The organism is Tersicoccus phoenicis (assembly GCF_001968835.1).
GTDB classification, from domain to species: Bacteria; Actinomycetota; Actinomycetes; order Actinomycetales; family Micrococcaceae; genus Tersicoccus; species Tersicoccus phoenicis.
Map to the genome: position 1 here is coordinate 17,811 of NZ_MRDE01000017.1, position 25,962 is coordinate 43,772.

Below are 25,962 nucleotides of genomic sequence, written 5' to 3' on the forward strand. Positions count from 1 at the left end.
CCTCCGATGCCGGCAGGTCGCGGTCGGGGCGGTGGTGCGGATCTCCGGCGGTCGGGGCTCAGAAATCCCCACCGCCGAAGTCGCCGCCCCCGAACCCGCCACCACCGAAGTCCCCGCCGCCCCAGGAGTCCCCGCCGAAGCCGCCTCCGCCGCCCCAGGAGTCGCCGCCACCCCAGCCGCCGCCGTGGCCGCCGCGCAGGATGGAATCGATCAGGATGCCGCCGAGCACGGCACCACCGAACCCGCCCCCGAACCCGCCACCGAATCCGCCGCCGCGGCCACCGCCCCAGCCTGCGTAGTCGCCGATGTCGTCCTGGGCGACTCGGCTGGCCTGCTCGGCGAGATCACCGGCTTGCTGGGCGTAGGTCAGTGCCGACCGTGGATCACGGGACTGCAGGGCCAGCGCCTGGTCGAGGTTGCGCTGCGCCTCCGCGAGCCGGGTGCGGGCCTGGCTGCCGACCCCACCGCGTCGCGTGGTGATGAAGTCCGAGGCGGCGGAGATCCGGGCCCGGGCGCTCATGATCGTCTGCTGCAGGGAGTCGCGGGCCCGGCGAGCCTCCGACTGCTCGTCCCGGATGCCCGTGAGCGACGCGTCGAGTGTCCGGTGGGCGCCCTCGACCCGGCGCAGCAGGTCGAACGGATCGGGTCTGCCGCCGCGGATCTGTTGCTCGACGGCGCTCACCGCGGTCTCGGCAGCGGCGACCTGTCCCACCAGCTCGGGATTCTGCCCGCTGTTCGCCAACGCCTTCGCCTCGGCGATGTCCTGCGCGGTGTCACCCAGCGCGCGGCGCAGTTGCTCGTCGGCGCGTTCCAGGTCGCTGCCGACCCGGTCGATCGCGTCGAGCAGTTGGTTCGTCTGCTGGACCGCCTGCTCGGCGGCGCGAATCGCCAGCGCCGCCTCGGAGCGGTTGCCTCCCTGGGCGGCCAGATCCCGATCGGCGGCGGCACGGGCCGACGCCACGAACGCGAGCCGCTCGTTCGCCTGGGTGATGTTGTCGATGATGGTCGTCAGCGCGGTCTCGGCGTACCGGCCGCGGAGCGCGTCCAGGGAGCTCTCGTGGTCGGCCACCCGCGAGGCAGCACGCTGTGCGTCGTCGGTGACGCGAGCCAGTGCCTCGGGAGCACGCCGTTCCAGGGACCGGAGGGCGTCGAAGTCGCCCTTGCGCTCCGCCAGGACCCGGTTCGCGTCCTCGGAACGGCGGATGATCTCGCCCAGCCACGCACGCTGCTGCTGTTCCGTGTCCGGGGTGTCGTCGTCGAGCTGCTGGCGGAGTTTGAACGACTCGCGCAGATGGTTCTTCGAGCCCTCGATAGCGGCGGCGAACTGTTCGGTCGCCTTCTCGCCGTACTGCGCTTGGGCGAACGCGAGTTCCTGCTCGGAGGCGCGGATACCGTCGTCCGCGGCGATCAGTGCGGTGCCGGCGCGCTTGTTCAGTTCGTCCACGGACAGATTCGCGAAGGGGTCGGCCGGGCCCTGAGACTGGGTCGGCGCGTCCCCGTAGAGCGTGCCCGTGCCGTCCTGCCGGTAGGTCGAGGCGATCTGCTTGTTCCGGTTGCGGCGGCGTCGGCCGAGGAAGAAGATGCCACCGATCAGGGCGGCGGCGACCAGGCCGAGGCCGAGCAGCGGCGAGAGGAAGCCGGCACCGCCGGCAGGGTTCTGACGCTGGACGGCGCCCGTGTCCCCGGCGCCACTCGCGGCACTGCTGCGCAGCTGGTCCACGGCGGTCAGGGCCGCCTGAGCCCAGTTCCCGGCGGCGACCTGCGCCCCGGCCGCGTCCTTGGCGGCATTGATCTCGGTGCTGCTGACGGCACTGTTGTTGTACTCCAGCATCGCACCGGTGCCCGTGTCGGTGGCGACGACCAGGATGGCGGAGTTGCTGGGGGCGTTGCTGCCCTGGATCGCCGCACGGGCCCACGCACTGGGTGAACTCGGGTTCTCGAACGTGCGCACGTACGCCACGAACAGGTTCTGCCCGGTGGACTGCTTCAGGTCGCGGACGGCCTGCTCGACGGCGGCGATCTCGCCACCGAGGGCGCCGGCCTCGTCGATCACCATGCGTCCGGTGGTGAAGGTGACCGGTGCCTCCGCGTGGGCCGACAGGGGCAGTGCTGCCGTGAAACCGAGCGCGGCCATGAGAGCGATCAGAACGGAAACAGGTCGCCGGTAGCGGGAGCGCATCGAATTCCCCTCACCCCCCGGACGTTGCGCTGATGACGCAGACCGCCACGCCTCTCGTGACGGAACCGCCGGGATCGTCTTGATTCTATGGTTGCGATAAAACGGGCGAAAGGCGGCCGTGTCTGCCAGCAGCGTAAGCGGATCCTCGTTTTCGGTCAGTTCACAGGGAACGCTCAGGAGACGACCTCGACCGCCACAGACTTGAGCGCCAGACTGTCTCTGACGCAGGGTTGTGTCCGAGGTTGAGAAAGGAACCATCATGACAGAGCAGCACGGGTCGGATCAGCCGGCTCCTCGCGGGTCCGCGGGCGAGGGTGCACCGCCGCGGCCGTCGCACCAGCCGGGTGAGTCCTTCACGCAGCCGATTCCGCGGGCCGGAGACACGCAGTCCTACGAACGGCAGCCCTACGACCGGCAGCCGGGCACCGACGGTGTTGCCGGCGGGTACGGCCAGTCGAGTCAGTACGGGCAGTACGGGCAGTACGGGCAGTCCGAGTACGGCCAGTCCCCGTACGGGCAACCTCAGTACGGTCAGGAGCACCAGGCGCACGGTGCCAACGGTCAGAACTGGGGCGGTGGAGCGGAGACCGCCGCGCGCCCGGCGTCGCGGCGCCGGAGTCGGTTCGGGATGGGGACCTTGGTCGCCGCCACCCTGGCGGCCGGCTTGGTCGGCGGTGGAGCTGCGGTCGGTGTCACGACCCTCGCCGACGGCGGTGCGAGCGGTGTGCCCGCATCTCAGCAACCCGGCACGAACACCGTCATCGTCAACGACCGGAAGAACGTCAACGCGATCACGGCGGCGGCGCAGAAGGCATCTCCGTCGGTGGTGACCATCGCGGTCTCCGGTGGCGGTGCGTCCGGCACCGGGTCGGGCATCATCCTGGACGACAACGGGAACATCCTGACGAACACGCACGTCGTCACGCTCGACGGTCAGGTGTCCCAGCCGTCCATCCAGGTGCAGTTGAACGACGGGCGGATCTTCTCCGGCTCGATCGTGGGCACCGATCCGCTCTCGGATCTGGCCGTGATCAAGATCGACGCCCAGAATCTGACCCCGGCGGAGCTGGGCAGCTCCTCCTCACTGAACGTCGGCGACACGGCGATCGCCATCGGCTCCCCCCTGGGTCTGGCCGGCACCGTCACGGACGGTATCGTCTCCACGCTCAACCGGACCATCCAGGTGCAGTCGTCCGCGGTGCCGAAGGGTAGCGGTGGGGACTCGGGTGACCAGGGCAACGGCAACCAGGGGCCGTTCAACTTCGCGCCGCCGGGTGGCGGACAGAGCCAGCAGAGTGCCGGCCGGGGTTCCGTGTACCTCAACGTGATCCAGACCGACGCGGCGATCAACCCCGGCAACTCCGGCGGCGCGCTTGTCGACCAGGACGGCAAGATCATCGGGGTCAACGTCGCGATCGCGTCCTCCGGCTCGTCGTCGGGCTCCACCAGCGCCGGGAACATAGGCGTCGGGTTCTCCATCCCGATCGACCACGCCAAACGCGTCGCTGACGAGCTCATCAAGAACGGCAAGGCGACGCACGGCCAGCTCGGCGCGACGGTGCAGTCCTACGCGCCCGGTTCCTCGTCCTCCTCGACGTCGGCGTTCTCCAACGGCGCCCGGATCGCCAGCGTGGTCCCCGGCTCGGCGGCCGAGAAGGCGGGACTGAAGGCCGGTGACGTGGTCACCAAGGTCGGCGACCGGAGCGTCCGGGACAGCCAGCAGCTGACGGCCGCGGTGCGCGAACAGGCGGCGGGTGCGACCGTCAAGATCGAGTACACCCGGGACGGCAGTACGCAGAGCACGCAGGTGACGTTGGACGCGGCCAGCATCCAGTAGCCCGTTCGCAACCTCCTCCGGTACCGTCCCGCGGACGGCACGAGCGCCGCTCCGGTGACCACGGGAGCGGCGCTCGGCCGTCCCGGGCTGGAAGGATCGGGGTCGACCGAGCACGTGTGATTAGCTAGAGGACGTGCAGACCTCGGGTTTGAAGATCCTCGTGCTGGTCAAGTACGTACCGGACGCCCAGTTCCCCCGGCAGCTGACCGGCGACGGCCACACGCTCGCTCGTGGGGAGAGCATCCTCTCCGAACTGGACGAGTACGCCCTCGAGGCCGCCGTCCGGATCCGCGAGACGGCCGCGGGGGACAACGCGACCGTCAGCGTCACGGCCCTGACCATGGGCCCCGCCGACGCCACCAACGCCCTGCGCAAGGCCTTGCAGTTCGGGGCTGACGAGGCGTATCACCTGACCGACGAGGCGCTCGCCGGTTCGGACGCGGCCGCCACCTCCCGCGCTCTGGCGGCCGCCTACCGGCACATCGGGGGAGCGGACCTCGTGCTCTGTGGAATGGCCTCCACCGACGGTGAGACGTCGCTGGTCCCCGCCCAGCTCGCCGAGCGACTCGCACTGGCGCAGATCACCTTCGCCGACAGCCTCGACGTCGCCGACGGGGTCGTCCGCGCCACCCGCCACGGCACCACGGACGCGGAGTCCCTGGAGGCACCGCTCCCGGCCCTCGTCTCGGTCACCGACCAGGCCAACGATCCCCGTTACCCCAACTTCAAGGCGATCATGGCCGCCAAGAAGAAGCCCGTCTCGACTCTGTCCCTGTCCGACGTGGGACTTGCCCCCGATGCGGTGGGTGTCGCCGGGTCCTGGACCCGCGTGGTCGAGGCGACCGAGCGGCCGGCCCGCACCGCAGGCATCGTGCTCACCGACGAGGGCGACGCCGGCATCCGGCTGGTCGACTTCCTCGCCGAACGCCGGCTGCTCTGAGCCCTCCCTCGCGCCCCCTGCGTCCGACCCGAGCTCACGAATCCCGCACCGCCGCCGTTGCTTCGACGTCTCACTGAGGAGAACCCCATGAGCACCGTCCTGATCTACCTGGACGCCCCGCACGGCACCACGTTGTCCAAAGCGGCCCGGGAGCTGCTGACCCTGGGCCGTTCGCTCGGCGACGTCACCGCTCTGACCGCCGACGAGGTCGAGTCCGTCCTGCTGGACAGCCTCGCCGACCACGGCGCCACGGGCCTGCTCATGCCGGCGGAGCCGCTCGAGGACCTGCTCGTGGCGGGGAAGGCCGCGCTGCTCGCCGCCGCGATCGACCAGGTCCGGCCCGACGTCGTGCTGCTGGGCAACACGTTCGAGGAGAAGGAGATCGCCGGACGGGCCGGGATCAAGACCGGCTCCGGGGTGATCACCGACGCCGTCGCGGTCCACGACACGGATCAGGGCCCGATGGCCGCCAAGTCCGTGCTCGCCGGCGCGTGGTCGAGCCGCACCGTCGTCACCTCCGGGACGCCCATCATCACGGTCAAGCCGAACGCCGTGGTGGCGCTGGCCGCGTCGACGCCGACGGAGGTCACCACCGACACCGTGACCGTCCCGGATCCGGGCCCGGCCGCCCGGATCACCGCCCGATCACCGAAGCCGGCCAGCGCCCGGCCGGACCTGACCGAGGCACGCGTCGTCGTCGCCGGCGGCCGCGGCACCGGCGGCGACTTCGGCCCGCTCGAGGCGCTCGCCGACGAGCTCCACGGGGCGATCGGGGCCTCCCGCGCCGCGACGGACGCCGGGTGGATCGACCACGACGCGCAGGTGGGGCAGACCGGCAAGACGGTCTCCCCGCAGCTCTACATCTCCGCCGGCATCTCCGGGGCCATTCAGCAGAAGGCCGGGATGCAGACGTCGCAGACCATCATCGCGATCAACAAGGACGCTGACGCCCCCGTCTTCGAGGTCGCCGACCTCGGCATCGTCGGGGACCTGTTCGCCGTGCTGCCGCAGGCCACGGAGGAGATCCGCCGGCGCCGCGGCTGAGGGGTTCCGTGATCCCTCCTCGGCGCGTGCTTCCCCCTCCCGCGCCGACCCCTCCTCCCGCGTCGACCCCTCCTTCGCGTGGACCTCGCGCGCACCCTCCTTCCGCGTTGACTATTGAATTTCGGGGCTCGAATCACGCAATGGAGCCCCAGAATTCAATAGTCAACGCAAAGTCAGGGGGCGCGGGGCGCGGGGTGGGCACGGTCGCGCGCCACGAGCAGGACGCCGGCCCCACGCGGGCGCGTCAGGTGTCAGCGGGTGAGGGCGGCGCCGGCGAAGCCGTGCTGACGCCACGCCTCGTACACCGCGATCGACGCGGCATTGGTCAGATTCAGCGACCGGCGGCCGGGCAGCATGGGGATCCGCACCAGCTCGGTGACGTGCGGGTCCGCCTTCGCCGCCGCGCTGAGCCCCACCGACTCCCGGCCGAACATCAGCACGTCGCCCGGCTTGTAGGCGATGTCGCTGTGCGCTCGGGTGCCCTCGGCGGTGAACGCGAACACCCGGGCGGGCATCAGCGCCGCCCACGCCGTCTCCCGGTCCGGGTGGACGGTCATGACGGCGAGGTCGTGGTAGTCCAGGCCGGCACGGCGCAGCCTGGCCTCCGTCAGGTCGAACCCGAGCGGCTCGACCAGATGCAGTTCCGCCCCGGTCAGCGCGGCCAGCCGGATCGCCGCACCGGTGTTGCCGGGGATCTCGGGGGAGTCGAACAGGATTCGGAACACGATCGACCAGTGTAGTGGCGGGGGCGTTGCCCGGGTTGCGTCCTCGCGCGGTCGGCGTCATTCGTGACACGCCGGCGCGGACCGGTGAGAATCGACCCATGACCAGCCCGGACGGCACCACGTTCCCCACTCCGGGGGAGCCGACGGCGCCGGGGGAGCCGACGACGCCGGGGGACCTGAGCACGGCGAAGAAATCGGTGCCGCAGGAACCGACGGCGCTGCAGGACCCGACGGTGCCGGGGGACCTGAGCACGGCGAAGGAATCGGTGCCGGAGGAACCGACGGTGCTGCAGGAGCCGATGATGCTGCAGGAAACGACGGCGCTGCAGGACCCGCTGACGACGGGGACCGCCCGTCCCTGGGTGCTGCACGTTGACCTCGACCAGTTCATCGCCGCCGTCGAGGTGCTGCGCCATCCGGAGCTGGCCGGCAGGCCCGTCGTCATCGGCGGCCGTGGGGACCCGACCGAGCGGGCCGTGGTGTCGACGGCGTCGTACGAGGCCCGTGCGTTCGGCGTCGGCTCCGGGATGCCGATGAAGATCGCGGCCCGCAAGCTTCCCGACGCGGTGTTCCTGCCCGTCGATGCCGCCGCCTACGAGGCCGCATCCGCCGTCGTGATGGCCACCCTGCGGGAGCAGCCCGGCGTCGTCGTCGAGGTCCTCGGCTGGGACGAGGCGTTCCTCGGCGTGGTGACCGACGACCCGGAGAGCGTGGCCCGGCGGGTACAGGCCGCCGTGCTCGCCGCGACGGGTCTGCACTGTTCGGTCGGTATCGGGGACAACAAGGTGCGCGCCAAGATCGCCACCGGGTTCGGCAAGCCTGCCGGTAGCTACCGGCTGACCGCCGATACGTGGTTCCCGGTGATGGGCGAGCGGCCCACCCGGGAGCTGTGGGGCGTGGGCGCGAAGGTCTCCGCCCGGCTCGCCGGCCTCGGGGTGCGCACCGTCGCGGAACTGGCCGCCCATCCCGAGGCCGGCCTGGTCGCCGAGTTCGGCCCCCGGATGGGCCCCTGGTACGGGGGCCTGGGCCGCGGCGACGGGCCCGGCGTCGTCGACGACAGCCCGTGGGTCGCCCGCGGGCACAGCCACGAGACCACCTACCAGCAGAACCTGACGACGCCGGAGCAGGTCGCCGAAGCGATCCGCGTCCTCGCCGCCGCCGTCGCCGAGGACACGGAGGCCGAGGAGCGGCCGGTCGTCCGGCTCACGCTCAAGGTCCGGTACGCCCCGTTCGTCACGAAGGTGTACGGCGGCAAGCTGCCGGAGCCGACCCGGGACCGGGACACCGTGATCGCCGCGGCGCTCGACCTGGCCGTGCACCGGATCGAACCCGGCCGGGAGGTGCGGCTGCTCGGCGTGCGAGCCGAGATGGCGTTGCCCACGCCGACCGACCCGGAGACGCGCACACCCGTGCGCGGCCGTTGGTAGCGGGTGCCGGCCGACGGCGAGCCGTAGCGGGTGCCGGCCGTCGCAAGCCGTCGCGGGGGCGCGTCGGCGGGCGAGCCGTCGCGGGGGCGCGTCGGCGGGCGGACCGAGTAGAATCGACCGGTGCCCGCGTACCTTGACCACGCGGCCACCGCGCCCCTGTGCGGGCCCGCTCTGGCCGCGATCACCGCTGAACTGACCCGCTACGGCAACCCCTCCGCCCTGCACGGTGCGGGCCGTCGCGCCCGGATGGTGGTGGAGACCGCCCGCGACGAGATCGCCGCCGCGGCCGGTGCCGACCCCTCCGAGGTCGTCCTCACCGGCGGCGGCACCGAGGCGGACAACCTGGCCGTCAAGGGCCTCTACTGGGCCCGTCGCGCCGCCGATCCCCGCCGTCGTCGGATCCTGACCTCGACCGTCGAGCACCACGCCGTCTCCGACACGGTCGAGTGGCTCACCGCGACGCAGGGTGCCGAAGCCGTGTGGCTGCCCGTCGACGAGCGCGGCATCCTCGACCTGGACGCGCTCGACGCCGCCCTGGCCGAGGACCCGGCATCGGTCGCCCTCGTCACCGTGATGTGGGCCAACAACGAGGTCGGGGCCGTGCAGCCGGTCGCCGAGATCGTCCGCCGGGCCGAGCGGTACGGCGTCCCCGTGCACGCCGACGCCGTGCAGGCCTTCGGCGCCGTGCCCGTGGACTTCGCCGCCAGTGGGCTGGCCGCCGCCTCGATCAGCGGCCACAAGATCGGCGGCCCCCTGGGCATCGGGGCCCTGCTGCTCGGCCGGTCCGTCGCGGTCACGCCCGTGCTGCACGGCGGCGGCCAGGAACGCGACGTCCGCTCGGGCACGCTCGACGCACCCGCCGTCGCCGGTTTCGCCGCTGCCGCGACCGCCGTCGTCGGCGACCTGCCCGCCGAATCGGCCCGGATCGCCGGCCTGCGGGACGCGCTGGTGGCCGGGGTGCTCGAGCGGGTGCCCGCCGCCGTCCTGCGCGGCCCCGCGTCCGGCCCCGAGCGGCTGCCCGGCAACGCCCACTTCACGTTCACCGGATGCGAGGGTGATTCGCTCCTGTTCCTGCTCGACGCCGCCGGCGTACAGTCCTCGGCCGGGTCCGCGTGCAGCGCCGGCGTCCCCCGCGCCTCCCACGTCCTGCTCGCCCTGGGCCTGGACGAGGCCACGGCCCGCGGCGGCCAACGTTTCAGCCTCGGTCACACGTCCACCGAGGACGACGTCCGGCTGCTGCTGGACGAACTGCCCGGTGCGGTGGCGAAGGCCGCCGCCGCCGGCATGGCCGGGCACGTGCCCGACCTGCGGGCCGCCGGCCGCTGAATCCGGCCGCACCCATCCGACCGATCACGAGGAGATCATGCGCGTCCTGGCTGCCATGAGTGGCGGCGTCGACTCCGCCGTCGCCGCCGCCCGTGCCGTCGACGCCGGGCACGACGTCGTCGGCGTCCACCTGGCCCTGTCCCGCATGCCCGGCACCCTGCGCACGGGCAGCCGCGGCTGCTGCACCATCGAGGACTCGCGTGACGCCTGGCGCGCCGCCGAGAAACTCGGCATCCCCTACTACGTGTGGGACTTCTCGGAGCGGTTCAAGGAGGACGTCGTCGACGACTTCGTCGCCGAGTACGCGGCCGGCCGCACCCCCAACCCCTGCATGCGCTGCAACGAGAAGATCAAGTTCGCGGCCCTGCTGGAGAAGGCGCTCGCCCTCGGGTTCGACGCCGTCTGCACCGGGCACTACGCGCGGGTGACCCGGGACGCCGACGGTCACCCGGAGTTGCACCGCGCCAGCGACTGGGCGAAGGACCAGTCCTACGTGCTCGGCGTGCTGACCGAGACCCAACTCGAGCACTGCCTGTTCCCGCTCGCCGACGCGCCCACCAAGGCGGCCGTCCGGGCCGAGGCGGCCGAGCGCGGGCTCTCCGTGGCGAAGAAGCCGGACAGCCACGACATCTGCTTCATCCCCGACGGGGACACTGCCGGGTGGCTCGCCGAGAAGATCGAGATGCAGCCCGGCGAGATCGTCGACGAGACCGGCACGACCGTCGGCATCCACGAAGGCGCCCAGGCGTTCACCGTGGGGCAGCGCCGGGGGTTGAAGCTCGGCCGGCCGGCCCCGGACGGCAGGCCCCGGTTCGTCCTCTCGATCGAGCCGAAACAGAATCGGGTGACCGTCGGACCCGAGCGGCTGCTCGCCGTCGAGCAGATCCGCGGCATCCGGATCTCCTGGGCCGGACGGCCCGTGCCGGCCGCCGTCGTCGACCCCGGCTCCGGCGCGTCCGGCTGCTTCGAGGTCCTCGCCCAGGTCCGTGCGCACGGGGATCCCGTCCCGGCGGCGGCACAGGTGGTGACCGACGAGACCGGCGATCCGGCGCTGGTGATCACCCTGGCGGAGCCGATGCGCGGCGTCGCCCCCGGCCAGACGGTGGTCCTCTACCAGGGCACCCGCGTGCTCGGGCAGGCCACCATCGACACGGCCCGCTCCCCGGCCACCGCCTGAGTCGCACACGACGGCTACTCTCGGTCCATGCCTGCGTACACGACCGGGGGGGTCATCCGACGACGCCCGATCCTGGTCTTCCTCGCGATCGCCTTCGGTTTCTCGTGGCTGGTCGGCCTGGGCCTGGCTGTCGCGGGCGGCTTGCGCAGTCCCGCCCTGCCGGTGCTGCTGCTGGTCTACATGCTCGGCCCCGGGATCGCGGCGCTGGTGGTCAGTCGCTGGGTGGACCGGCCGGACTCGATCCCGCGGGCGCTGGGCGTGAGCCAGGTGCGCCCCGTCGGCCGGTTCGTCGCGCTGCTGCTCGGTGCCGTGGTCCTCGCCGTGGTCCTGGTCCTCGGGGCGCTGGCCGTCGGTGCCCTGTTCGGCCTCTACCGGGCCGATCTCGTCGGGTTCTCCGGCTTCCGGGCCTACCTGGAGCAGGTCGCCCCCGCCGCCCTGTCCCGGGTCAGCATGGGCACCGTCGTGCTGCTGCAGTTCCTCAACGTCCTGATCGGCGCGTTCGTCAACGTCATCCCCGCCCTGGGCGAGGAACTCGGCTGGCGCGGCTGGCTGCTCCCGGCCCTGCTGCCCGCCGGGGTGCCGACCGCCGTCGTCGTCTCCGGGGCACTGTGGGGGATCTGGCAGGCCCCCCTGATCGCGCTCGGTTACCACTATCCCGGCGGCCCCGCCTGGCTGGGGATGCTCGCGGTGATCTGCTTCGCCATCGTCATCGGCGCGCTGCTCAGCTGGCTGCGGCTGCGCACCGGTTCCGTCTGGCCGGCCGTGCTCGCGCGCGGCGCGATCAATGCCGCAGCCGGTCTCCCGTTGGTCTTTCTCGCGTACGGGACGACGTTCACCCCGCTGACGACGACGATCCTGGGCTGGTCCGGTTGGTTGCTGCCGGCGGTGCTGATCGCCGTCCTGGCCTGGCGCGGCCAGTTCCGGCTCGACCGGGAACCGTGGTTGGCGCCCGTGCCGGGGCGGCCGTCGGCCGGGCCGGGCACCGGTCAGGGCGCCCCTAGACTGGACCCATGAGGGATTCGTACGACCCGTCCGCCAGCTCACTGGGGGAGGACGTGGACCCGGCCGTCATGCAGGAACTGCTCCGGATCCGGTCCAGCATCGACAACTTCGACGCCACCCTCGTCTACGTCCTCGCCGAACGCTTCCGGGCCACCCAGCGGGTCGGCGTGCTCAAGGCCGAGCACCGGCTGCCGCCGGCCGACCCGACGCGCGAGTCGATGCAGATCGCGCGGCTGCGGCGGCTCGCGGAGGAGGCGCACCTGGATCCCGCGTTCGCCGAGAAGTTCCTCGCGTTCATCATCGAGGAAGTGATCCGGCACCACCAGGCCATTTCCGAAGGGACGGCGCCGTTGCCCGTGATCCAGGGAACGGCCGACCGCCCGGGCCCGGCCGAGGCGAGTACCCGGGCGTGAGCCCCCGCTCCGCCACGCCGACACCGAGCACGGTCACCGCCGCGGGCCCCGCCGTCGTGGCCGGCACCGACCTGCTCGGTGCGCTGACGGCGATTCGCGGGGAACTGGGCGACCCGCATCTGCCGAACCTGCCGCTGCTTCCCGACCGCGGGCCGGGCGCCGACGCCGCCGGCCGCGCCGCTGCGCTGCTCGTCGACCTGCCGGTGGAGGTCGGACCACACGGCTGGCGGGTCACCGCCCGGCCGGGCGAGGATCTGCGCCGTTCCCGTTCGTTGCTGGCCTCCGACGTGAACGTCCTCGCCGACCTCGTCGGTGTCGAGCAGACCTCGGCCCGCCGGATCGGCGTCGCCGTGCTCGGCCCGTTCAGCCTCGCCACGATGCTCGACCTCGCCGGCGGTGAACGCCTGCTCGCCGATCACGGGGCACGGCGGGACCTGGCCGACTCGCTCGCCGCCGGGCTGGCGGCCCAGTTGCAGGGCTTGCGGGTGGCGCTGCCGGACGCGGCCGTCACGCTCCGCGTCGACGAACCCGCCCTCGACGGCGTTCTGGCCGGTACCGTGCCCACCGCCAGTGGGTACCGCACTCTGCGCGCGGTGGACCGGGGGGAGGTGCGCCAGGTCCTGCGACGAGTGGTCGAGGTGGTGCGCGACGCCGGGGCCACCGCGGTGGTGCTCGCCGTCGAGGTCGGCGCCTTGCCGCTGTCGGTGGCCCGGGACGTCGAGGCCGACGGGCTCGCCGTCCCCGCCACCGCGCTCGCGGTCACCACACCGAGCACCGTGCCGGACGCCCTCGGCGACTACCTCGACGGCGGCGGCGCGATCGTCGTCGAACTGGACACCGCGGCGGCGGGCGGGAACATCCGGCAGGTCAACGACCTCGCCGGCCAGGTGCTCGATCCCTGGCGCCGGCTCGGTCTGCCGGCGGCGCGACTGCCGCAGGTGACGGTGACCAGCCGGACACCCCGCACGGCGCTGACGGGAACGACGGCGTCGACGACCGCCCCCGACGCCGGGCGGCTGCCCACCCTGCTGCGCCGGCTCGTCGCCGCCGCCGACGCCCTCGACACGACCGCCCGGGACGGCTGACCGCCTCGCCCGTCGGTCGGTGCGGGTCAGGGGGCGCGGTGTGGTGTGGGATCGAAGCTGCCCGCGTAGACGAACAGCGTCCCCAGCATCGGTTGCACCACCCGGGTCTGGATGGTGAACCGTCCGGTGGCGTCGTCGAACCCCTGTTCCGTGTACGCGCCGGCCGCCAGCACCCGCGGCACTCGCAGCCCCGGCAGCGCCCGCGGTGCCGGGGGGGTGGACGAGGCCGGGCTCGGCGGCCCGACCCACGCGGTGGTCGACGCCAGCCGCATCGACCCTGCTGCGGTGACCGACAGGGTCAGCCCGGTGCGCAGCAGGTGGTGTGCGCCGACGAGGTCCAGCAGCAGCCCGTCCGCGCCGAGCCGACACAGGTCGGTGAACCGCCGGGTGCGGTGACCGAAGTCGAGGATCCGTTCGGCGGCCAGGCACGGCGCGCCGTCGTCGTCCCGGTACGCCCGGTTCACGATGCTGAACGGTACCCTTTCCCCGTACTCGGGGAAGAACATCTGCTCCCCGGCCAGGGCCGCGAACACCGGTCGCAGGGCGGGCACGGTGCACCCGGCGACGTCGAACACGCCGTCATAGCGCACCGCGGTCCCGGCCGACTGGGCGAAATAGGCCTGCACGCGCGGGTGCAGGCCCGCGTACCGGGCACCGAGCACCCGCTCGTACAGCGACCCGGTCATCGGGTCGCGAGGCGGTCGTGCTGCACCAGCAGGACCACGGCCAGCCCCTCCCGTCGCATCCACAGGTCGACGTGCAGCAGGGCCGTCACCCGCCGCAGCCCTGCCCGGACCGGTGCTGACCGTCCCGACCGCCGGTGCCCCGGTGCTCGTCCTCGCTCACGCCTGCCACGTCCCCTCGTCCGAGGTCGACCGGCGGTCGCCCATGGCCGAGCGTATCCGCCGCCCCGGAAGCTGACCAGCGGGGGCCGAGTCCCACCCCGGGGGTGCGCCACCCCGCCGGTCGCGCGGTGTCGATGCGCCGGAACCACGGCACGTTTGCAAGGATGAGGGCATGAAGGGACGCATTCTGGTGGTGGACGACGACGAGGCACTGGCGGAGATGATCGGCATCGTGCTGCGCAACGACGGCTTCGAACCGTCCTTCTGCGCGGACGGCGCCAGGGCGCTGGACGCGTTCCGCAACAGCCGGCCCGACCTGGTGCTGCTCGACCTGATGCTGCCCGGTCTGGACGGCATCGAGGTATGCCGGCAGATCCGCGGCGAGTCCGACGTCCCCATCGTGATGCTGACCGCGAAGTCGGACACGTCCGACATCGTCCGCGGCCTGGAGTCGGGCGCCGACGACTACGTGCCGAAGCCGTTCAAGCCGGCCGAGTTGGTCGCCCGGGTGCGGGCGCGCCTGCGGCCGGGGGAGACCAAGGCGCCGGAGACCCTGACCGTCGCGGACGTGACCATCGACGTCGCCGGTCACTCGGTGCGCCGCGGGGCGAAGGCCATCGCGCTCACCCCACTCGAGTTCGACCTGCTCGTCGCCCTGGCCCGGAAGCCGTGGCAGGTGTTCACCCGTGAGCAGCTCCTCGAGCAGGTGTGGGGATACCGGCACGCCGCCGACACCCGGCTGGTGAATGTGCATGTTCAGCGGCTTCGGTCCAAGATTGAGAGAGATCCCGAGGCCCCCGAGGTCGTGCTGACCGTCCGGGGCGTGGGATACAAGGCCGGACAGAGCTGACGCGGAGATCCCGTGCCGACCGGGGTCGGCGTGGAGGAACGGGAGAGAACGTGTTTGTGACGAGCACGGGTCCGACGAGTCGGGCCGCGCTGCCCGCCGGATCCGGCGACCGTGCGACCCGTCGTACCGGCTCCCACCGGGTACTGACGCCCCATCGGCGCCGTCGCACCGGCGTGGAGCGGCTGTGGTGGTCGATCCGGTCGGGCGGACTGGCTCTCGTCTCCCGGTGGCGGCACTCGCTGCAGTTCCGCACGGTGCTGCTGACCATGGGGATGACGCTGATCGCGTTCGTCATGGTCGGCGCCTTCCTCTCGCACGAGATCTCGTCCGCCCTGTTCAGCGAGCGGCTGCGCCAGGCCGAGCAGGAGTCCAGGCGCGGCTTCGACGAGGTCCAGGCGATCTTCGACCGGGCCGAGACCAACGACCGGGCCACCGGTCAGCAGACCATCTACAACACGCTCAAGGTGCTCGAGGGTGACAGCGGGTCCACCCGCCGGATGTTCCTGCTGCTGCAGAAGCCCGGTGAACAGGGGCAGCGCTGGGTGGAGACGGCCCGCAGCGACAACTCGCAGCTGACGTCGGCGGTCATCCCCGAGGAGCTGCGGACGGCGGTCCGCCGTGACAACGGTCAGTACTACCAGTCCATCTCGCTGCCGGTGGGGACCTCCGACGTGCCCGCGATCGCCGTCGGGCGGATCGTCCGGGTGCCTCCTGGTACCAATTACGAGCTGTACCTGATCTACACCCTCGGTGACGCACAGGACACCCTGAGCTACATCCACGGCGCGCTCTGGGTGGGAGGCGTGGTCCTGCTGCTGGCGGTCGGCGCCATCGCCTGGTTCGTCACCCGCGCGGTCGTCGCGCCGGTCTCCGACGCCGCGGACGTGGCCGAGAAGCTGGCCGCCGGCCAGTTGGAGGAGCGGATCAACGTCGAGGGCGAGGACGAACTGGCCCGGCTCGGCGCGTCCTTCAACCACATGGCGGGCAACCTGCAGGAGCAGATCACGGCGCTGGCCGAGCTCTCCCGCATGCAGCAGCGCTTCGTCTCGGACGTCTCCCACGAGTTGCGCACCCCGCTGACGACGGTGCGGATGGCCTCGCAGGTGCTGTTCGACGCGCGGGAGGACTTCGATCCGATCAACAAGCGATCGGCGGAACTGCTCTACCACCAGGTCGAGCGGTTTCAGACCCTGCTGGCCGACCTGCTGGAGATGTCGCGGTTCGATGCCGGGGTCGCGGTGCTCGACATCGGCGACGCCGACATCAACAACGTGGTGCGCAGCGTCCAGGACGGCACCGCGATGCTCGCCGAGAACGTGGGGTCCACCATCGAGGTCCGGCTCGACGACCCCAGCTGCGTGGTCGAGATGGACGGCAAGCGGATCGAGCGAGTGGTGCGCAACCTGCTGGTCAACGCCATCGAGCACGGTGAGGGCCGCCCGATCCAGGTGCACGTCGCCGCCACCGACAACGCGGTGGCGGTGACGGTGCGGGACCACGGGATCGGGATGACCCCGGAGGACGTCGCCCGGGTCTTCGACCGGTTCTGGCGCGCGGACCCGGCGCGGGCCCGCACCACCGGAGGCAGCGGTCTCGGTCTGTCCATCGCCGCCGAGGACGTCAACCTGCACCACGGGCGGTTGCAGGCGTGGGGACTGGCCGGCCACGGCTCCAACTTCCGGATGATCCTGCCCCGCCGCCGCGGCGAGGACCTGGTGGACGAGCCGCTTCCCCTCGAACCCGTGGACGCCCCGGTCCCCGCCGTCGAGACCGGCGCGAGCGCCGTCATCCTCGACCCGGCCGACCGGGGTCCCGCCGTCGTCGGGCGCGAGGACACCGGGACGGTCACGGGAACAGCGGCGACCGCGGAACCGAGCAGCAGCGGGCGAGGAGGAGCATGATGAGGGCGACGTGGCCGGGGAGCAGGATCGGACTGGTGTTGGCCGTGATCCTCTTGCTGACCGGCTGTTCCTCCATCCCCACCGGCGGCCCGGTGGGGATGAGCAAGGACTCCGGTAACCGCAGTCAGCAGAACCAGCAGGGGCCGGCCCCCAGCGGACCCCAGGAGAACGGCAGCCCGCAGACCATCGTGCAGGGCTTTCTGCGTGCCGGCGTCGGCAGCCAGGACGAGTACGCAGTCGCCCGCAGCTACCTCACGCCCGGGCTCTCCAGCACCTGGAAGCCGGACCAGCGCACCCTGGTGCTCTCGTCGGCCCCGCGCGTGGTCACCACCCCCGCCGCGGGCACCGTGCGCATCGTCATGGCCGTGACGGCCACGGTCGACGACAGGGGGATCTACCGGGATGCGGCCAAGGGCGCCACCGAGTCACTCGACGTGGCCCTGCAGAAGGTCGACGGACAGTGGCGGATCAGCCGGATCCCGGACGGTATCGTGCTGCAGGCCCGCGACTTCGACCTGCTGTTCAGCGCCTACTCGCTGACCTTCTACGACCCCACCTACACGTACGCCGTGCCGGACGTACGCTGGTTCGTCCGCGGCCCCCGGGTCACGACGTCCCTGGTGCGAGTGCTGCTCGACGGGCCCGCGGACTACCTCAAGGGTGCTGTGGTGAGCGCGTTCCCCGAGGGCACCACGTTGAACACCCCGTCGGTGCCGATCGTCTCGGGCGCCGCCGAGGTGGATCTGCCGCAGCAGGTGCTCGACTCGTCCGACCAGAAGCAGCGCGAGCGGATGCTCAACCAGCTCTCCGGCACCCTGGTCGGGGTGCTGGACAGCATCAGTTCGGTGCGGATGCTGATCAACCAGCGCCCGCTCGGCATCGACGCGGGGGAAGCGGCCCGCAACGCCCCGGTCAAGGAGAAGCAGGTGCCGGCCAGCCAGGTGGCCATCGTGCGCAACGAACTCGTCCTGTACCAGGGGGGTGGCTATCGTCCCATCGACGGCATCGGCTCGGTCGCCCAGGACAAGCCGGTGGACCCGGCCATGAGTTACGACCAGCGCCGCTTCGCGTACCTCAGTTCCGACCGGCGCCGCCTGATCAGCGCCGCCACCGACGGCACCCGGGGCGTCGTCTTCACCGGATCCGCGTTGACCCGGCCGAGCTTCGACCCGTTCGACTGGCTGTGGACCGCCGACGGGTCCGGGGCGGGCCTGGTCTACACGGCGGCGGCGGCGGCCCGGTTCGGCGGCGGGGTGAACGAGGTCAGCGCCTCGTGGCTGCGCGGCCGGACGATCACGAGCCTGCGGATCTCCCGGGACGGGGCCCGTGCCTTGATCATCACCGTGGACGGGGGCAAGTCCTCGGTCTGGCTCAGCGGGGTGCGCCGCGCCGCGGACGGCACCCCCCGGGAGCTGACGTCCGCGCTGCCGATCCGGTCGACCCAGACGGTGAACACCGGGGCCTGGCTCGGCGACACCGAGGTGGCCGTGATGGGCGCATCGACACAGGCCGACGTCACCCCGGAGGTGCTCTCCCTGAGCGGGCAGTCGCAGGAACTGGCGCCGGTGCGGGGGGCGACGTCGCTGGCCGGCGGCAACGGCTCCCAGGAGATCTATCTGCAGTCGGGGCAGGAACTGCTGGTCCGGGTGGACACCAGCTGGTCCAACCAGGCCACCGGTGTACTCGACACGGCCTTCGCCGGCTGACCGTTCTCCCTCCACAGACACCCGGCCCGGCCCACGCTGTCCACGCCCCGCCCCCGGCCGGACCCTTCCGAAGCCCCGGCGTGGCAGCATCGCGGCATGGACGTCGACGCGCCGCCGCAGCACCGCAGACCCTGGTCCCGATACCCCCGGCTGCGCACGCTCGCGGGTCTGGTCGAGGCCGCGGTGCTCGCCTTCCTGGCGCTGCTGATGCCCGTCTGGTGCCCGCGATGTGGCCGGGTCGACGTGTCGCTGTGTCGGCCGTGTGCGGCACGTCTGCGCTGTGCCACGGCCCGTCCCTTCGCCGCCGAGGCGTTCGCCCCCGGGTTGCCGGTCGACCCGCCGCTCGCGGTCACCGCGGCCGGTGTTTACCGGGCGGGCGGCATCGACGTCGTGCTGCTGGCCCTGAAGGACCACGGGCGCACGGACCTGACCGCTCACGTCGCCGCCGCGCTCGCCCGTGCGGTGACCACCGCAGCGGCCAGGGCCGGGGCCGGGGTCCGCGATCGCCCGCTGGTCCTCGTCCCGGTCCCCACCACGCTGCGCGCGCGCTGGCGCCGTGGCTACCACCCGGTCGGGCTGCTGCTGCGGTCGGCGTTGCACCGGGGCCTGCTGCCGCCGGGCACGGCGCTCCTGCCCTGCCTCGCCGTCCGGTGGGGGCCGGCCCCGTGGTCGAAGGTTCGGTGGGGAGCCGGCGGGGGCGCCCACCGGGGAGCCGGGCGACGCGCCCGGGCGCGCGGACTCGCCGGGAGCATGAGGCTGCGGTCGAGGGGCAGGCGCGGCGTCTGCCTGCCGGTGGCTGCGCTCGTGCTGGTGGTCGACGACGTGCTGACCACCGGTGCGACTCTCGCGGAGGCGCGGCGAGCCCTGAACACGGCGGGGATGCCGGTGCACGGTGCCGCCGTCGTCGCTGCCGTGCCGCCACCGGGATCGGTGACCGGCAACCGACCGGCGGGTGAAAATCAGGTGCCGCTCAACTAACGTGGGGTCAGGTGTTGACGAAACACCGCAACGGCATCCGTCGGATGAGCCGGTGCCGTTGTGTCACCGACGTCAGAGCGGAGATCACCATGGACTTTTCCATCCACGGCCGAAACGTCACGGTGTCCGACCGGTACCGGGAATACGCCGAGGAGAAGATCGCCAAGATCGAGCCGTTGGTCGAGAGCAGACACCGGCTCGAGGCCAAGGTGACGAAGCAGCCCTCCGCCGTCACCATCGAACTCACCGTGCTCGGGAGGAAGCCCGTGATTCGCGCCGAGGCCGTCTCCGAGGACAAGTTCAGCGCGTTCGACGCGGCCGCCAGGAAGCTGGCCGAGCGACTCCGCCGGGCCCGCGACCGCAAGAAGGTCCACCACCAGGGCCACCAGCGGCCGACAGCGGTGCACGAGGCCACCGCCGCCCTCCCGGTCGTCCGGCCCGACACACCGATCTACCTGCAGACGGTGGACGACGTCGGTGGCCGCGCCGCCGAGACGGTGCCCGATCAGCAGACCGGTGAGTCCCCGGTCACCATCCGGCGCAAGGTGTTCCCCGCCGCCCGGCTGAGCCTCGACGACGCCGTGGACGCCATGGAGATGGTCGGCCACGACTTCTACCTGTTCATCGACGAGGACACGAGCACACCGTCGGTCGTCTATCGCCGCCGCGGTTGGACCTACGGGGTGATCTCCCTCGACGAGGCCTGCGACCAGGACGCCGACGTGCAGGAGGAGGAGCTGGCCTACCGGCCGGCCACCCCCGCCTGATCGACGCCGCCTCGGCGAACGGGCCACGACCCCCGGGGTCGTGGCCCGTTCCCTGCCCGGGCGAACCCCGGCCGGCGTTGCCTCGCCGGAGAACCCCGTCCAGACGACCCGTCCGGAAGAACGCGCGGTAAGCCGTGCGGATCGCCACCCGCAGGAGGCCCGTGATCACCCGGCTCAGCCGCTCCGCGGCCCGTCGCATCGCCATCGCCGCGCAGGCTCTGGAGGTTCCGCACCAGGCGCGGTCCTCGTCTGGCCAGGTGACCGCCGCGCACATCGCCGCCCTGATGCGCCGGATCCAGTTGGTGCAGATCGACTCGGTCAACGTGCTGTGCCGCAGTCACTACCTGCCGGTCTTCGCCCGGCTCGGCCCGTACGACCGTGCCCTGGTGCACCGGCTCAGTGAGAAGCCGCCCCGTCGGCTGATGGAGTACTGGGCGCACGAGGCGAGTTTCATCCGCCCGGAGCACTTCGCCGACCTGCGGGTCTGGCAGCGTCGGCGGTGGGTCGGCCTGCCCGGCACCGCCGTCGCGGGGCAGGAGGCCATCGCCGCAGGCCTGATCGACGTGCTCGACCGGTCCCGGCCGATGACCGCCACCGCACTCGCCGCCGTGCTGAACCACGACCACGCGGTGGACCGCGTCCAGTGGGGCTGGAACTGGACACCCACCAAACGTGTCCTCGAGCACCTGTTCGAGCGGGGCGTCGTGGGCTCCGCCGGGCGGACGCCGCAGTTCGAGCGTCGGTACACCCTGACCGACCGGGTGCTGCCGCCCGCGCTGCGGTCGGTCCCGGAGCCGGACCGGGCGGGCGCGGCGGAGCGGCTCACCGAGGCGGCCGTCCGCGCCCTCGGGGTGGCGACGGCCCGTTCCGTCGCGGACTACTTCCGGTTGCCGGTGAAGCCCACCACGGAAGCCCTGACCCGGCTCGCCGTCGAGGGCGTCGTCACCCCCGTCACCGTCGACGGCCTGGACCGGACGTACTGGCTGCACACCGCCGCCCGCCGGCCGCGCCGGGTGGCCGCCCGAGCCCTGCTCAGCCCGTTCGACTCGTTGATCTTCCACCGGCCCCGGGTCGAGGAGCTCTTCGGCTTCCACTACCGGATCGGCATCTACACCCCGCCCGAACGCCGGCAGCACGGCTACTACGTGCTGCCGTTCCTCCTCGGTGAGGAACTGGTGGCCCGCGTCGATCTGAAGGCCGACCGGCAGGGCCGGACCCTGATCGTCCAGGCGGCGTTCGCGGAACCGGACGCGCCCTCGCGGACGGCCCGGGAGCTGGCCGACGAACTGCTGCTGATGGCCCACTGGCTGGGGCTCGACGACGTGGCCGTGGCCCCCCGGGGCGATCTCGCCGCGGCACTCGCCCGGGAGCTCCACCCGGCACTCGCCCGGGCCGTGAGCGAACGCTGAGCCCGTCGTCAGCCGCCTCGCGTAGACTCGGCGCAGCGCGCGAACCGTGATCACCACGTCCGCGCGGTCCGAAAGAGTCGAGCACGCAGGAGCGAACAGCTGTGCCATCCCTGATCGAACGGGTTCTTCGCACGGGCGACAAGAAGACCCTCAAGCGGTTGCAGTCCTTCGTGGACGCGATCAACGCGCTGGAGGACGACTTCCGGGAGATGTCCGACGCCGAGCTGCGTGCGGAGACCGACACGCTGCGGCAGCGGTACCAGGACGGCGAGACGCTCGACGACCTGCTACCGGAGGCGTTCGCCGCGGTGCGGGAGGCCGCCGGCCGCACCCTGGGGCAACGGCACTTCGACGTGCAGCTGATGGGCGGCGCGGCCCTGCACCTGGGCAACATCGCGGAGATGAAGACCGGTGAGGGCAAGACCCTGGTCGCCACCGCCCCCGCGTACCTGAACGCGCTGACCGGCAAGGGCGTGCACGTCATCACGGTCAACGACTACCTGGCCGGCTACCAGAGCGAGCTGATGGGCCGCGTCTTCCGGTTCCTCGGCATGTCCACCGGCTGCATCCTGGCGAACATGGACCCGGCGCAGCGACGCGAGCAGTACGCCGCCGACATCACCTACGGGACGAACAACGAGTTCGGGTTCGACTACCTGCGCGACAACATGGCGTGGGCGCCGGACGAGTTGGTCCAGCGCGGTCACCACTTCGCGATCGTCGACGAGGTCGACTCCATCCTCATCGACGAGGCCCGGACCCCGCTGATCATCTCCGGTCCCGCCTCGGGGGACGCCAACCGCTGGTACGGCGAGTTCGCCAAGGTCGTGCTGCGGCTGGACGCCGGCACCGACTACGAGGTGGACGAGAAGAAGCGCACCATCGGCGTGCTCGAGGGCGGCATCGAGAAGGTCGAGGACTACCTCGGCATCGAGAACCTCTACGAGTCGGCGAACACCCCGCTGATCGGATTCCTGAACAACGCCATCAAGGCCAAGGAGCTGTTCAAGCGGGACAAGGACTACGTCGTGCTCGACGGCGAGGTGCTCATCGTCGACGAGCACACCGGCCGCATCCTCGCGGGCCGACGCTACAACGAGGGGGTGCACCAGGCGATCGAGGCCAAGGAGGCCGTCGAGATCAAGGCCGAGAACCAGACGCTGGCCACGATCACCCTGCAGAACTACTTCCGGCTCTACGAGAAGCTCTCCGGCATGACCGGTACCGCCGAGACGGAGGCCGCCGAGTTCGTCAACACCTACAAGCTCGGCGTGGTCGTGATCCCGACCAACAAGCCGATGGCCCGCGAGGACCGCACCGACCTCGTGTACAAGAACGAGGTGGTCAAGTTCGAGGCCGTCGTCGAGGACATCGCGGGTCGGCACGGGGCAGGTCAGCCGGTACTGGTGGGCACCACCAGCGTGGAGAAGAGCGAGTACCTCTCGAAGCTGCTGGCCAAACGCGGCATCCGGCACGAGGTCCTCAACGCCAAGAACCACGCCCGGGAGGCGGCGATCGTCGCCCAGGCCGGCCGGAAGGGCGCCGTGACCGTGGCCACCAACATGGCCGGCCGCGGCACCGACATCATGCTCGGCGGAAACGCCGAGTTCAACGCCATCGCCGCCCTGCACGAGCGGGGCCTGGACCCGAACGAGAACCCCGAGGCGTACGAGACCGCGTGGCCGGCCGCCCTGGAGAAGGCGAACCAGGCGGTGCAGACCGAGCACGCCGCGGTGCTCGAACTGGGTGGGCTCTACGTGCTGGGCACCGAACGGCACGAGTCGCGCCGGATCGACAACCAGCTGCGCGGCCGGTCCGGTCGGCAGGGCGACCCCGGCGAGTCCCGGTTCTACCTCTCACTCACCGACGACCTGATGCGCCTGTTCAACTCCGGCGCGGCCGAGCGGCTGATGAACAGCTCCGCCATCCCGGACGACGTGCCGATCGAGGCGAAGATCGTCTCCCGGGCCATCGCGTCCGCTCAGTCCCAGGTGGAGTCCCGCAACGCCGAACAGCGCAAGAACGTGCTCAAGTACGACGACGTGCTCAACCGGCAACGCGAAGCCATCTACGGCGACCGGCGCCGCATCCTGGAGGGCGAGAACCTCGAGGGCATGGTGGAGAACTTCCTCACCGGCGTGATCCGCGACGTGGTCGAGGCCGCGACGGCGGAGGGCCACAGCGAGGACTGGGACTGGGACCTGCTCTGGGCCAACCTCACCACCCTCTACCCCGTGAGCCTGACGCAGGAGGACATCTTCGCCGAGGCGGGGGGTCGGTTGAACGTCAAGTCCGACTTCCTGCTCGAGGAGATCCTCTCCGATGCGCGCATCGCCTACCGGAAGCGCGAGGCGGCCATCGGTGCCGAGAACATGCGCGAACTCGAGCGACGCGTCGTGCTGTCGGTGATCGGCCGCAAGTGGCAGGAGCACCTCTACGAGATGGACTACCTCAAGGAGGGCATCGGGTTGCGGGCCATGGCGCAGCGCGACCCCCTGGTGGAGTACCAGAACGAGGGCTTCACCATGTTCCAGCAGATGATGGAGTCCATCCGCGAGGAGACCATCGGCTTCCTGTTCAACCTGGACGTGAAGGTCGAGCAGGTCGACACCGACGGCGACGGCGTACCGGACCGCTCCGCGCTCGCCGCGGCCGGTCTGGACGCTCCCGAACGGCCGGCCCAGCTGCAGCTCTCCGCCCCGACGGAGACCGGCGACGTCGAGACCCACGTCGAGCGGGCCGCCGCGGCCCTCGCGTCCGTGCCGGGGGGCTCGCGGGGTACCTCCCCGGGCGGAGCGGCCGGATCGGCCGGCACCGCGTCGTCGGGCACCGCGGCCACCGGCACCGCGACCACCGGCACCGCTCCCTCCCGTGCGTCTCAGAAGGGGACGAAGAAGACGAAGAAGAAGCGGCGCTGACCCGTCCCGGGCGGCATCGGCTCAGCCGATCTGCAGGGCGGTGACTCGCCACTGCAGGTGTCTCAACTCCAGTCGCAGCGCCATTGCACGGCACCGCCCGGGCTCGCTGATCACGAGGCTCAGCTCGTAACGTCGCGCGGTGACCCGGCAGGCATGCACGGAGCGGACGGTGGCGCCCCGGAACGGCGGGCGCCGTTGCCCCGGGGTGCCCGGCCCGCCCCGTGCCGCCGCTCGGGCTGCGCCGGCCCGGACCAGGTCGGCGCGCAGCACCAGCGCGTCGTGCACGGTCGGGTCCATCCAGCGGATCAGTTGGGACGCCGGTCGCGCGCCGGCGAGCACCTCGAGGATCGCCTGGCCGACCGCACGCGTCTGGGCGATCACCCGCCGCGTCGTCTCGTCCTCCAGGGGCAGAACCCGCGCGGGTTCCCGGTCCGGTCCGGTGCGGTCGTCGTCCCCGGCCGACGCACCGGTCGCCACCCCGAGCGAGACCGGCGGCGCGACCGCTGACGGGCGGCGCCGCAGCGGGGGAGCACCGGTGCGCTGCACGGGCGCCCAGCGCGTCGTGATCGGCGGCGGCACCGGTACCGGCTCGCTCCGCCCGGGACTCGTCCGCCCGGTCGGTTCGTCCTGCCGCGGCAACGGTGCCGCGGCACCGATCCCCGTGTTCATCGTCCCTCACCTTGCTCGCCGCCGGGCCGCGCAGGGGGGATCCGCAGGACCTGCCCGGGTCGGATCAGCCCGGGGTCCGGCCCGATCACGGCACGGTTGAGGGCGTGCCAGCGCGGCCATTGCCGTGCGACCTCGAGATCGGTGGCCAGTGGCCCGAGTTGACGGGCGGCGAGGGTCCACAGGCTGTCCCCGGCCATCACCGTCGCCGTCGTCGTGGCCGTCGGTGGGTCAGCACGGGTCGGTGGGCGGACCAACGGCGCTCCGTCCGGCAAGGCCGGTGCCCGGGGCACGAACCAGGGGTCGGCGCCGGGCGCCGGGGCCGGCACGGCTGGACCGTCCAGGACGGGCAGCCGCGAACTCGTCGCGGTGATGCCCGGGACCGGGTCGGCAGGGGCCGTGACCATCGGCGGCTCCGGCGTGGCGACGGCCACGGCCGTCGGCGCCCCGGCCAGCAGGTGGGCGCCCAGCAGTACCCCGACCAGTCGACGCATGAAACGCGGGCTCAGTACTCCCGGGACGCACGGCTCCCGGCCGGTCCGGCGCCGGCGCAACTCGGCCACCACGGTCACCACGAGACACATCACCCACCACCCGGTGATGGCGATGCCCGCGGCCGAGACCGTGACACCGATGGTGACCTCGAATCCCGCATCCGTGAACGGTGACTGCCGCAGGCGGGTCACCAGGAGGCCACCCGCCACCGCATTCACCACGCCGGCGGCCAGTACCGCCGCGGCCACGCTCGCCGACCGCACTCGATTCAT

General features: G+C 72.0%; 21 protein-coding genes. 16 read left to right on the plus strand and 5 right to left on the minus strand.

Going from position 1 to position 25,962, the window contains the following annotated elements; translation table 11 throughout:
* Window positions 1–58: 58 nt before the first annotated feature.
* Complete coding sequence (locus BKD30_RS03840; RefSeq protein ID WP_235861435.1) at window positions 59–2,134, minus strand: TPM domain-containing protein; 2,076 nt, start codon at window positions 2,132–2,134, stop codon at window positions 59–61.
* Between the two features lie 304 nt (window positions 2,135–2,438).
* On the opposite strand from BKD30_RS03840, the gene BKD30_RS03845 reads away from it, so the two are divergent.
* From BKD30_RS03845 to BKD30_RS03855, 3 genes are all read left to right on the plus strand, one after another.
* Window positions 2,439–4,016: a S1C family serine protease gene (locus BKD30_RS03845; RefSeq protein ID WP_076702277.1), complete on the plus strand. Its 1,578-nt coding sequence runs from the start codon at window positions 2,439–2,441 to the stop codon at window positions 4,014–4,016.
* A 148-nt stretch (window positions 4,017–4,164) separates the two neighbouring features.
* A complete protein-coding gene (locus BKD30_RS03850; protein WP_076702467.1) occupies window positions 4,165–4,956 on the plus strand; it encodes an electron transfer flavoprotein subunit beta/FixA family protein in 792 nt (263 codons plus the stop codon).
* Window positions 4,957–5,043: 87 nt separating this feature from the next.
* Window positions 5,044–6,000 (plus strand): electron transfer flavoprotein subunit alpha/FixB family protein, encoded by a 957-nt coding sequence (locus tag BKD30_RS03855; RefSeq protein WP_076702281.1) that lies wholly within the window; start codon window positions 5,044–5,046, stop codon window positions 5,998–6,000.
* A gap of 251 nt (window positions 6,001–6,251) precedes the next feature.
* On the opposite strand, the gene BKD30_RS03860 is transcribed toward BKD30_RS03855, so the two are convergent.
* Window positions 6,252–6,725: a tRNA (cytidine(34)-2'-O)-methyltransferase gene (locus tag BKD30_RS03860; protein WP_076702284.1), complete on the minus strand. Its 474-nt coding sequence runs from the start codon at window positions 6,723–6,725 to the stop codon at window positions 6,252–6,254.
* Window positions 6,726–7,027: 302 nt separating this feature from the next.
* On the opposite strand from BKD30_RS03860, the gene BKD30_RS03865 reads away from it, so the two are divergent.
* From BKD30_RS03865 to BKD30_RS03890, 6 genes are all read left to right on the plus strand, one after another.
* Entirely contained in the window at window positions 7,028–8,152 is a 1,125-nt protein-coding gene (locus BKD30_RS03865; protein WP_173893020.1) for a DNA polymerase IV, read from the plus strand.
* A 120-nt stretch (window positions 8,153–8,272) separates the two neighbouring features.
* Window positions 8,273–9,478, plus strand: coding sequence for a cysteine desulfurase family protein (locus BKD30_RS03870; RefSeq protein WP_076702287.1), 1,206 nt, complete (start codon window positions 8,273–8,275; stop codon window positions 9,476–9,478).
* 37 nt (window positions 9,479–9,515) lie between these two features.
* On the plus strand, window positions 9,516–10,655 hold the full coding sequence (gene mnmA, locus BKD30_RS03875) for a tRNA 2-thiouridine(34) synthase MnmA (RefSeq protein WP_076702475.1): 1,140 nt from the start codon (window positions 9,516–9,518) through the stop codon (window positions 10,653–10,655).
* Window positions 10,656–10,682: 27 nt separating this feature from the next.
* Entirely contained in the window at window positions 10,683–11,669 is a 987-nt protein-coding gene (locus tag BKD30_RS03880) for a CPBP family intramembrane glutamic endopeptidase (protein WP_076702289.1), read from the plus strand.
* Window positions 11,666–12,070 carry a chorismate mutase gene (locus BKD30_RS03885; protein ID WP_083955991.1) on the plus strand — a complete coding sequence of 135 codons (405 nt, stop codon included), beginning with the start codon at window positions 11,666–11,668 and terminating at the stop codon, window positions 12,068–12,070. The genes BKD30_RS03880 and BKD30_RS03885 overlap by 4 nt, the downstream gene beginning before the upstream one ends.
* The gene (locus tag BKD30_RS03890) at window positions 12,067–13,155 is read left to right on the plus strand and encodes a uroporphyrinogen decarboxylase/cobalamine-independent methonine synthase family protein (protein WP_076702292.1); all 1,089 of its coding nucleotides are present in this window, start codon (window positions 12,067–12,069) and stop codon (window positions 13,153–13,155) included. Before BKD30_RS03885 ends, BKD30_RS03890 begins: the two co-directional genes overlap by 4 nt.
* 26 nt (window positions 13,156–13,181) lie before the next feature.
* On the opposite strand, the gene BKD30_RS03895 is transcribed toward BKD30_RS03890, so the two are convergent.
* Window positions 13,182–13,841: a DUF4166 domain-containing protein gene (locus BKD30_RS03895; RefSeq protein WP_076702295.1), complete on the minus strand. Its 660-nt coding sequence runs from the start codon at window positions 13,839–13,841 to the stop codon at window positions 13,182–13,184.
* Window positions 13,842–14,172: 331 nt separating this feature from the next.
* On the opposite strand from BKD30_RS03895, the gene mtrA reads away from it, so the two are divergent.
* The 7 genes from mtrA to secA all read left to right on the plus strand — a co-directional run bounded on the left by mtrA (window position 14,173) and on the right by secA (window position 24,529).
* Window positions 14,173–14,850 carry an MtrAB system response regulator MtrA gene (mtrA, locus tag BKD30_RS03900; protein ID WP_076702298.1) on the plus strand — a complete coding sequence of 226 codons (678 nt, stop codon included), beginning with the start codon at window positions 14,173–14,175 and terminating at the stop codon, window positions 14,848–14,850.
* Window positions 14,851–14,906: 56 nt separating this feature from the next.
* Complete coding sequence (gene mtrB / locus BKD30_RS03905; protein ID WP_076702301.1) at window positions 14,907–16,751, plus strand: MtrAB system histidine kinase MtrB; 1,845 nt, start codon at window positions 14,907–14,909, stop codon at window positions 16,749–16,751.
* Window positions 16,751–18,457, plus strand: a complete 1,707-nt coding sequence (locus tag BKD30_RS03910; protein ID WP_218189248.1) for an LpqB family beta-propeller domain-containing protein — start codon at window positions 16,751–16,753, stop codon at window positions 18,455–18,457. Before mtrB ends, BKD30_RS03910 begins: the two co-directional genes overlap by 1 nt.
* A 96-nt stretch (window positions 18,458–18,553) precedes the next feature.
* Window positions 18,554–19,435 (plus strand): ComF family protein, encoded by an 882-nt coding sequence (locus tag BKD30_RS03915; RefSeq protein WP_083955993.1) that lies wholly within the window; start codon window positions 18,554–18,556, stop codon window positions 19,433–19,435.
* Between the two features lie 89 nt (window positions 19,436–19,524).
* Window positions 19,525–20,202 carry a ribosome hibernation-promoting factor, HPF/YfiA family gene (hpf, locus tag BKD30_RS03920; RefSeq protein WP_076702307.1) on the plus strand — a complete coding sequence of 226 codons (678 nt, stop codon included), beginning with the start codon at window positions 19,525–19,527 and terminating at the stop codon, window positions 20,200–20,202.
* 161 nt (window positions 20,203–20,363) lie between these two features.
* Window positions 20,364–21,611, plus strand: a complete 1,248-nt coding sequence (locus BKD30_RS03925) for a winged helix-turn-helix domain-containing protein (RefSeq protein WP_076702309.1) — start codon at window positions 20,364–20,366, stop codon at window positions 21,609–21,611.
* Between the two features lie 101 nt (window positions 21,612–21,712).
* Entirely contained in the window at window positions 21,713–24,529 is a 2,817-nt protein-coding gene (secA, locus tag BKD30_RS03930) for a preprotein translocase subunit SecA (RefSeq protein ID WP_083955994.1), read from the plus strand.
* A 21-nt stretch (window positions 24,530–24,550) separates the two neighbouring features.
* Here the strand turns inward: secA and BKD30_RS03935 are convergent, their stop codons facing one another.
* Window positions 24,551–25,198, minus strand: coding sequence for an Rv3235 family protein (locus BKD30_RS03935; RefSeq protein ID WP_076702312.1), 648 nt, complete (start codon window positions 25,196–25,198; stop codon window positions 24,551–24,553).
* Entirely contained in the window at window positions 25,195–25,962 is a 768-nt protein-coding gene (locus tag BKD30_RS03940) for a LysM peptidoglycan-binding domain-containing protein (protein WP_143588040.1), read from the minus strand. The genes BKD30_RS03935 and BKD30_RS03940 overlap by 4 nt, the downstream gene beginning before the upstream one ends.

What these genes read in the sequence shown, in the direction of transcription:
- BKD30_RS03840 (WP_235861435.1), bottom strand. Translation starts at nt 2,134, where the DNA reads ATGGCCGCGCTCGGTTTCACGGCAGCACTGCCCCTGTCGGCCCACGCG.
- BKD30_RS03845 (WP_076702277.1), top strand. Translation starts at nt 2,439, where the DNA reads ATGACAGAGCAGCACGGGTCGGATCAGCCGGCTCCTCGCGGGTCCGCG.
- BKD30_RS03855 (WP_076702281.1), top strand. Translation starts at nt 5,044, where the DNA reads ATGAGCACCGTCCTGATCTACCTGGACGCCCCGCACGGCACCACGTTG.
- BKD30_RS03865 (WP_173893020.1), top strand. Translation starts at nt 7,028, where the DNA reads ATGCTGCAGGAAACGACGGCGCTGCAGGACCCGCTGACGACGGGGACC.
- mnmA (WP_076702475.1), top strand. Translation starts at nt 9,516, where the DNA reads ATGCGCGTCCTGGCTGCCATGAGTGGCGGCGTCGACTCCGCCGTCGCC.
- BKD30_RS03880 (WP_076702289.1), top strand. Translation starts at nt 10,683, where the DNA reads ATGCCTGCGTACACGACCGGGGGGGTCATCCGACGACGCCCGATCCTG.
- BKD30_RS03885 (WP_083955991.1), top strand. Translation starts at nt 11,666, where the DNA reads ATGAGGGATTCGTACGACCCGTCCGCCAGCTCACTGGGGGAGGACGTG.
- BKD30_RS03895 (WP_076702295.1), bottom strand. Translation starts at nt 13,841, where the DNA reads ATGACCGGGTCGCTGTACGAGCGGGTGCTCGGTGCCCGGTACGCGGGC.
- mtrA (WP_076702298.1), top strand. Translation starts at nt 14,173, where the DNA reads ATGAAGGGACGCATTCTGGTGGTGGACGACGACGAGGCACTGGCGGAG.
- BKD30_RS03910 (WP_218189248.1), top strand. Translation starts at nt 16,751, where the DNA reads ATGAGGGCGACGTGGCCGGGGAGCAGGATCGGACTGGTGTTGGCCGTG.
- BKD30_RS03915 (WP_083955993.1), top strand. Translation starts at nt 18,554, where the DNA reads ATGGACGTCGACGCGCCGCCGCAGCACCGCAGACCCTGGTCCCGATAC.
- hpf (WP_076702307.1), top strand. Translation starts at nt 19,525, where the DNA reads ATGGACTTTTCCATCCACGGCCGAAACGTCACGGTGTCCGACCGGTAC.
- BKD30_RS03935 (WP_076702312.1), bottom strand. Translation starts at nt 25,198, where the DNA reads ATGAACACGGGGATCGGTGCCGCGGCACCGTTGCCGCGGCAGGACGAA.
- BKD30_RS03940 (WP_143588040.1), bottom strand. Translation starts at nt 25,962, where the DNA reads ATGAATCGAGTGCGGTCGGCGAGCGTGGCCGCGGCGGTACTGGCCGCC.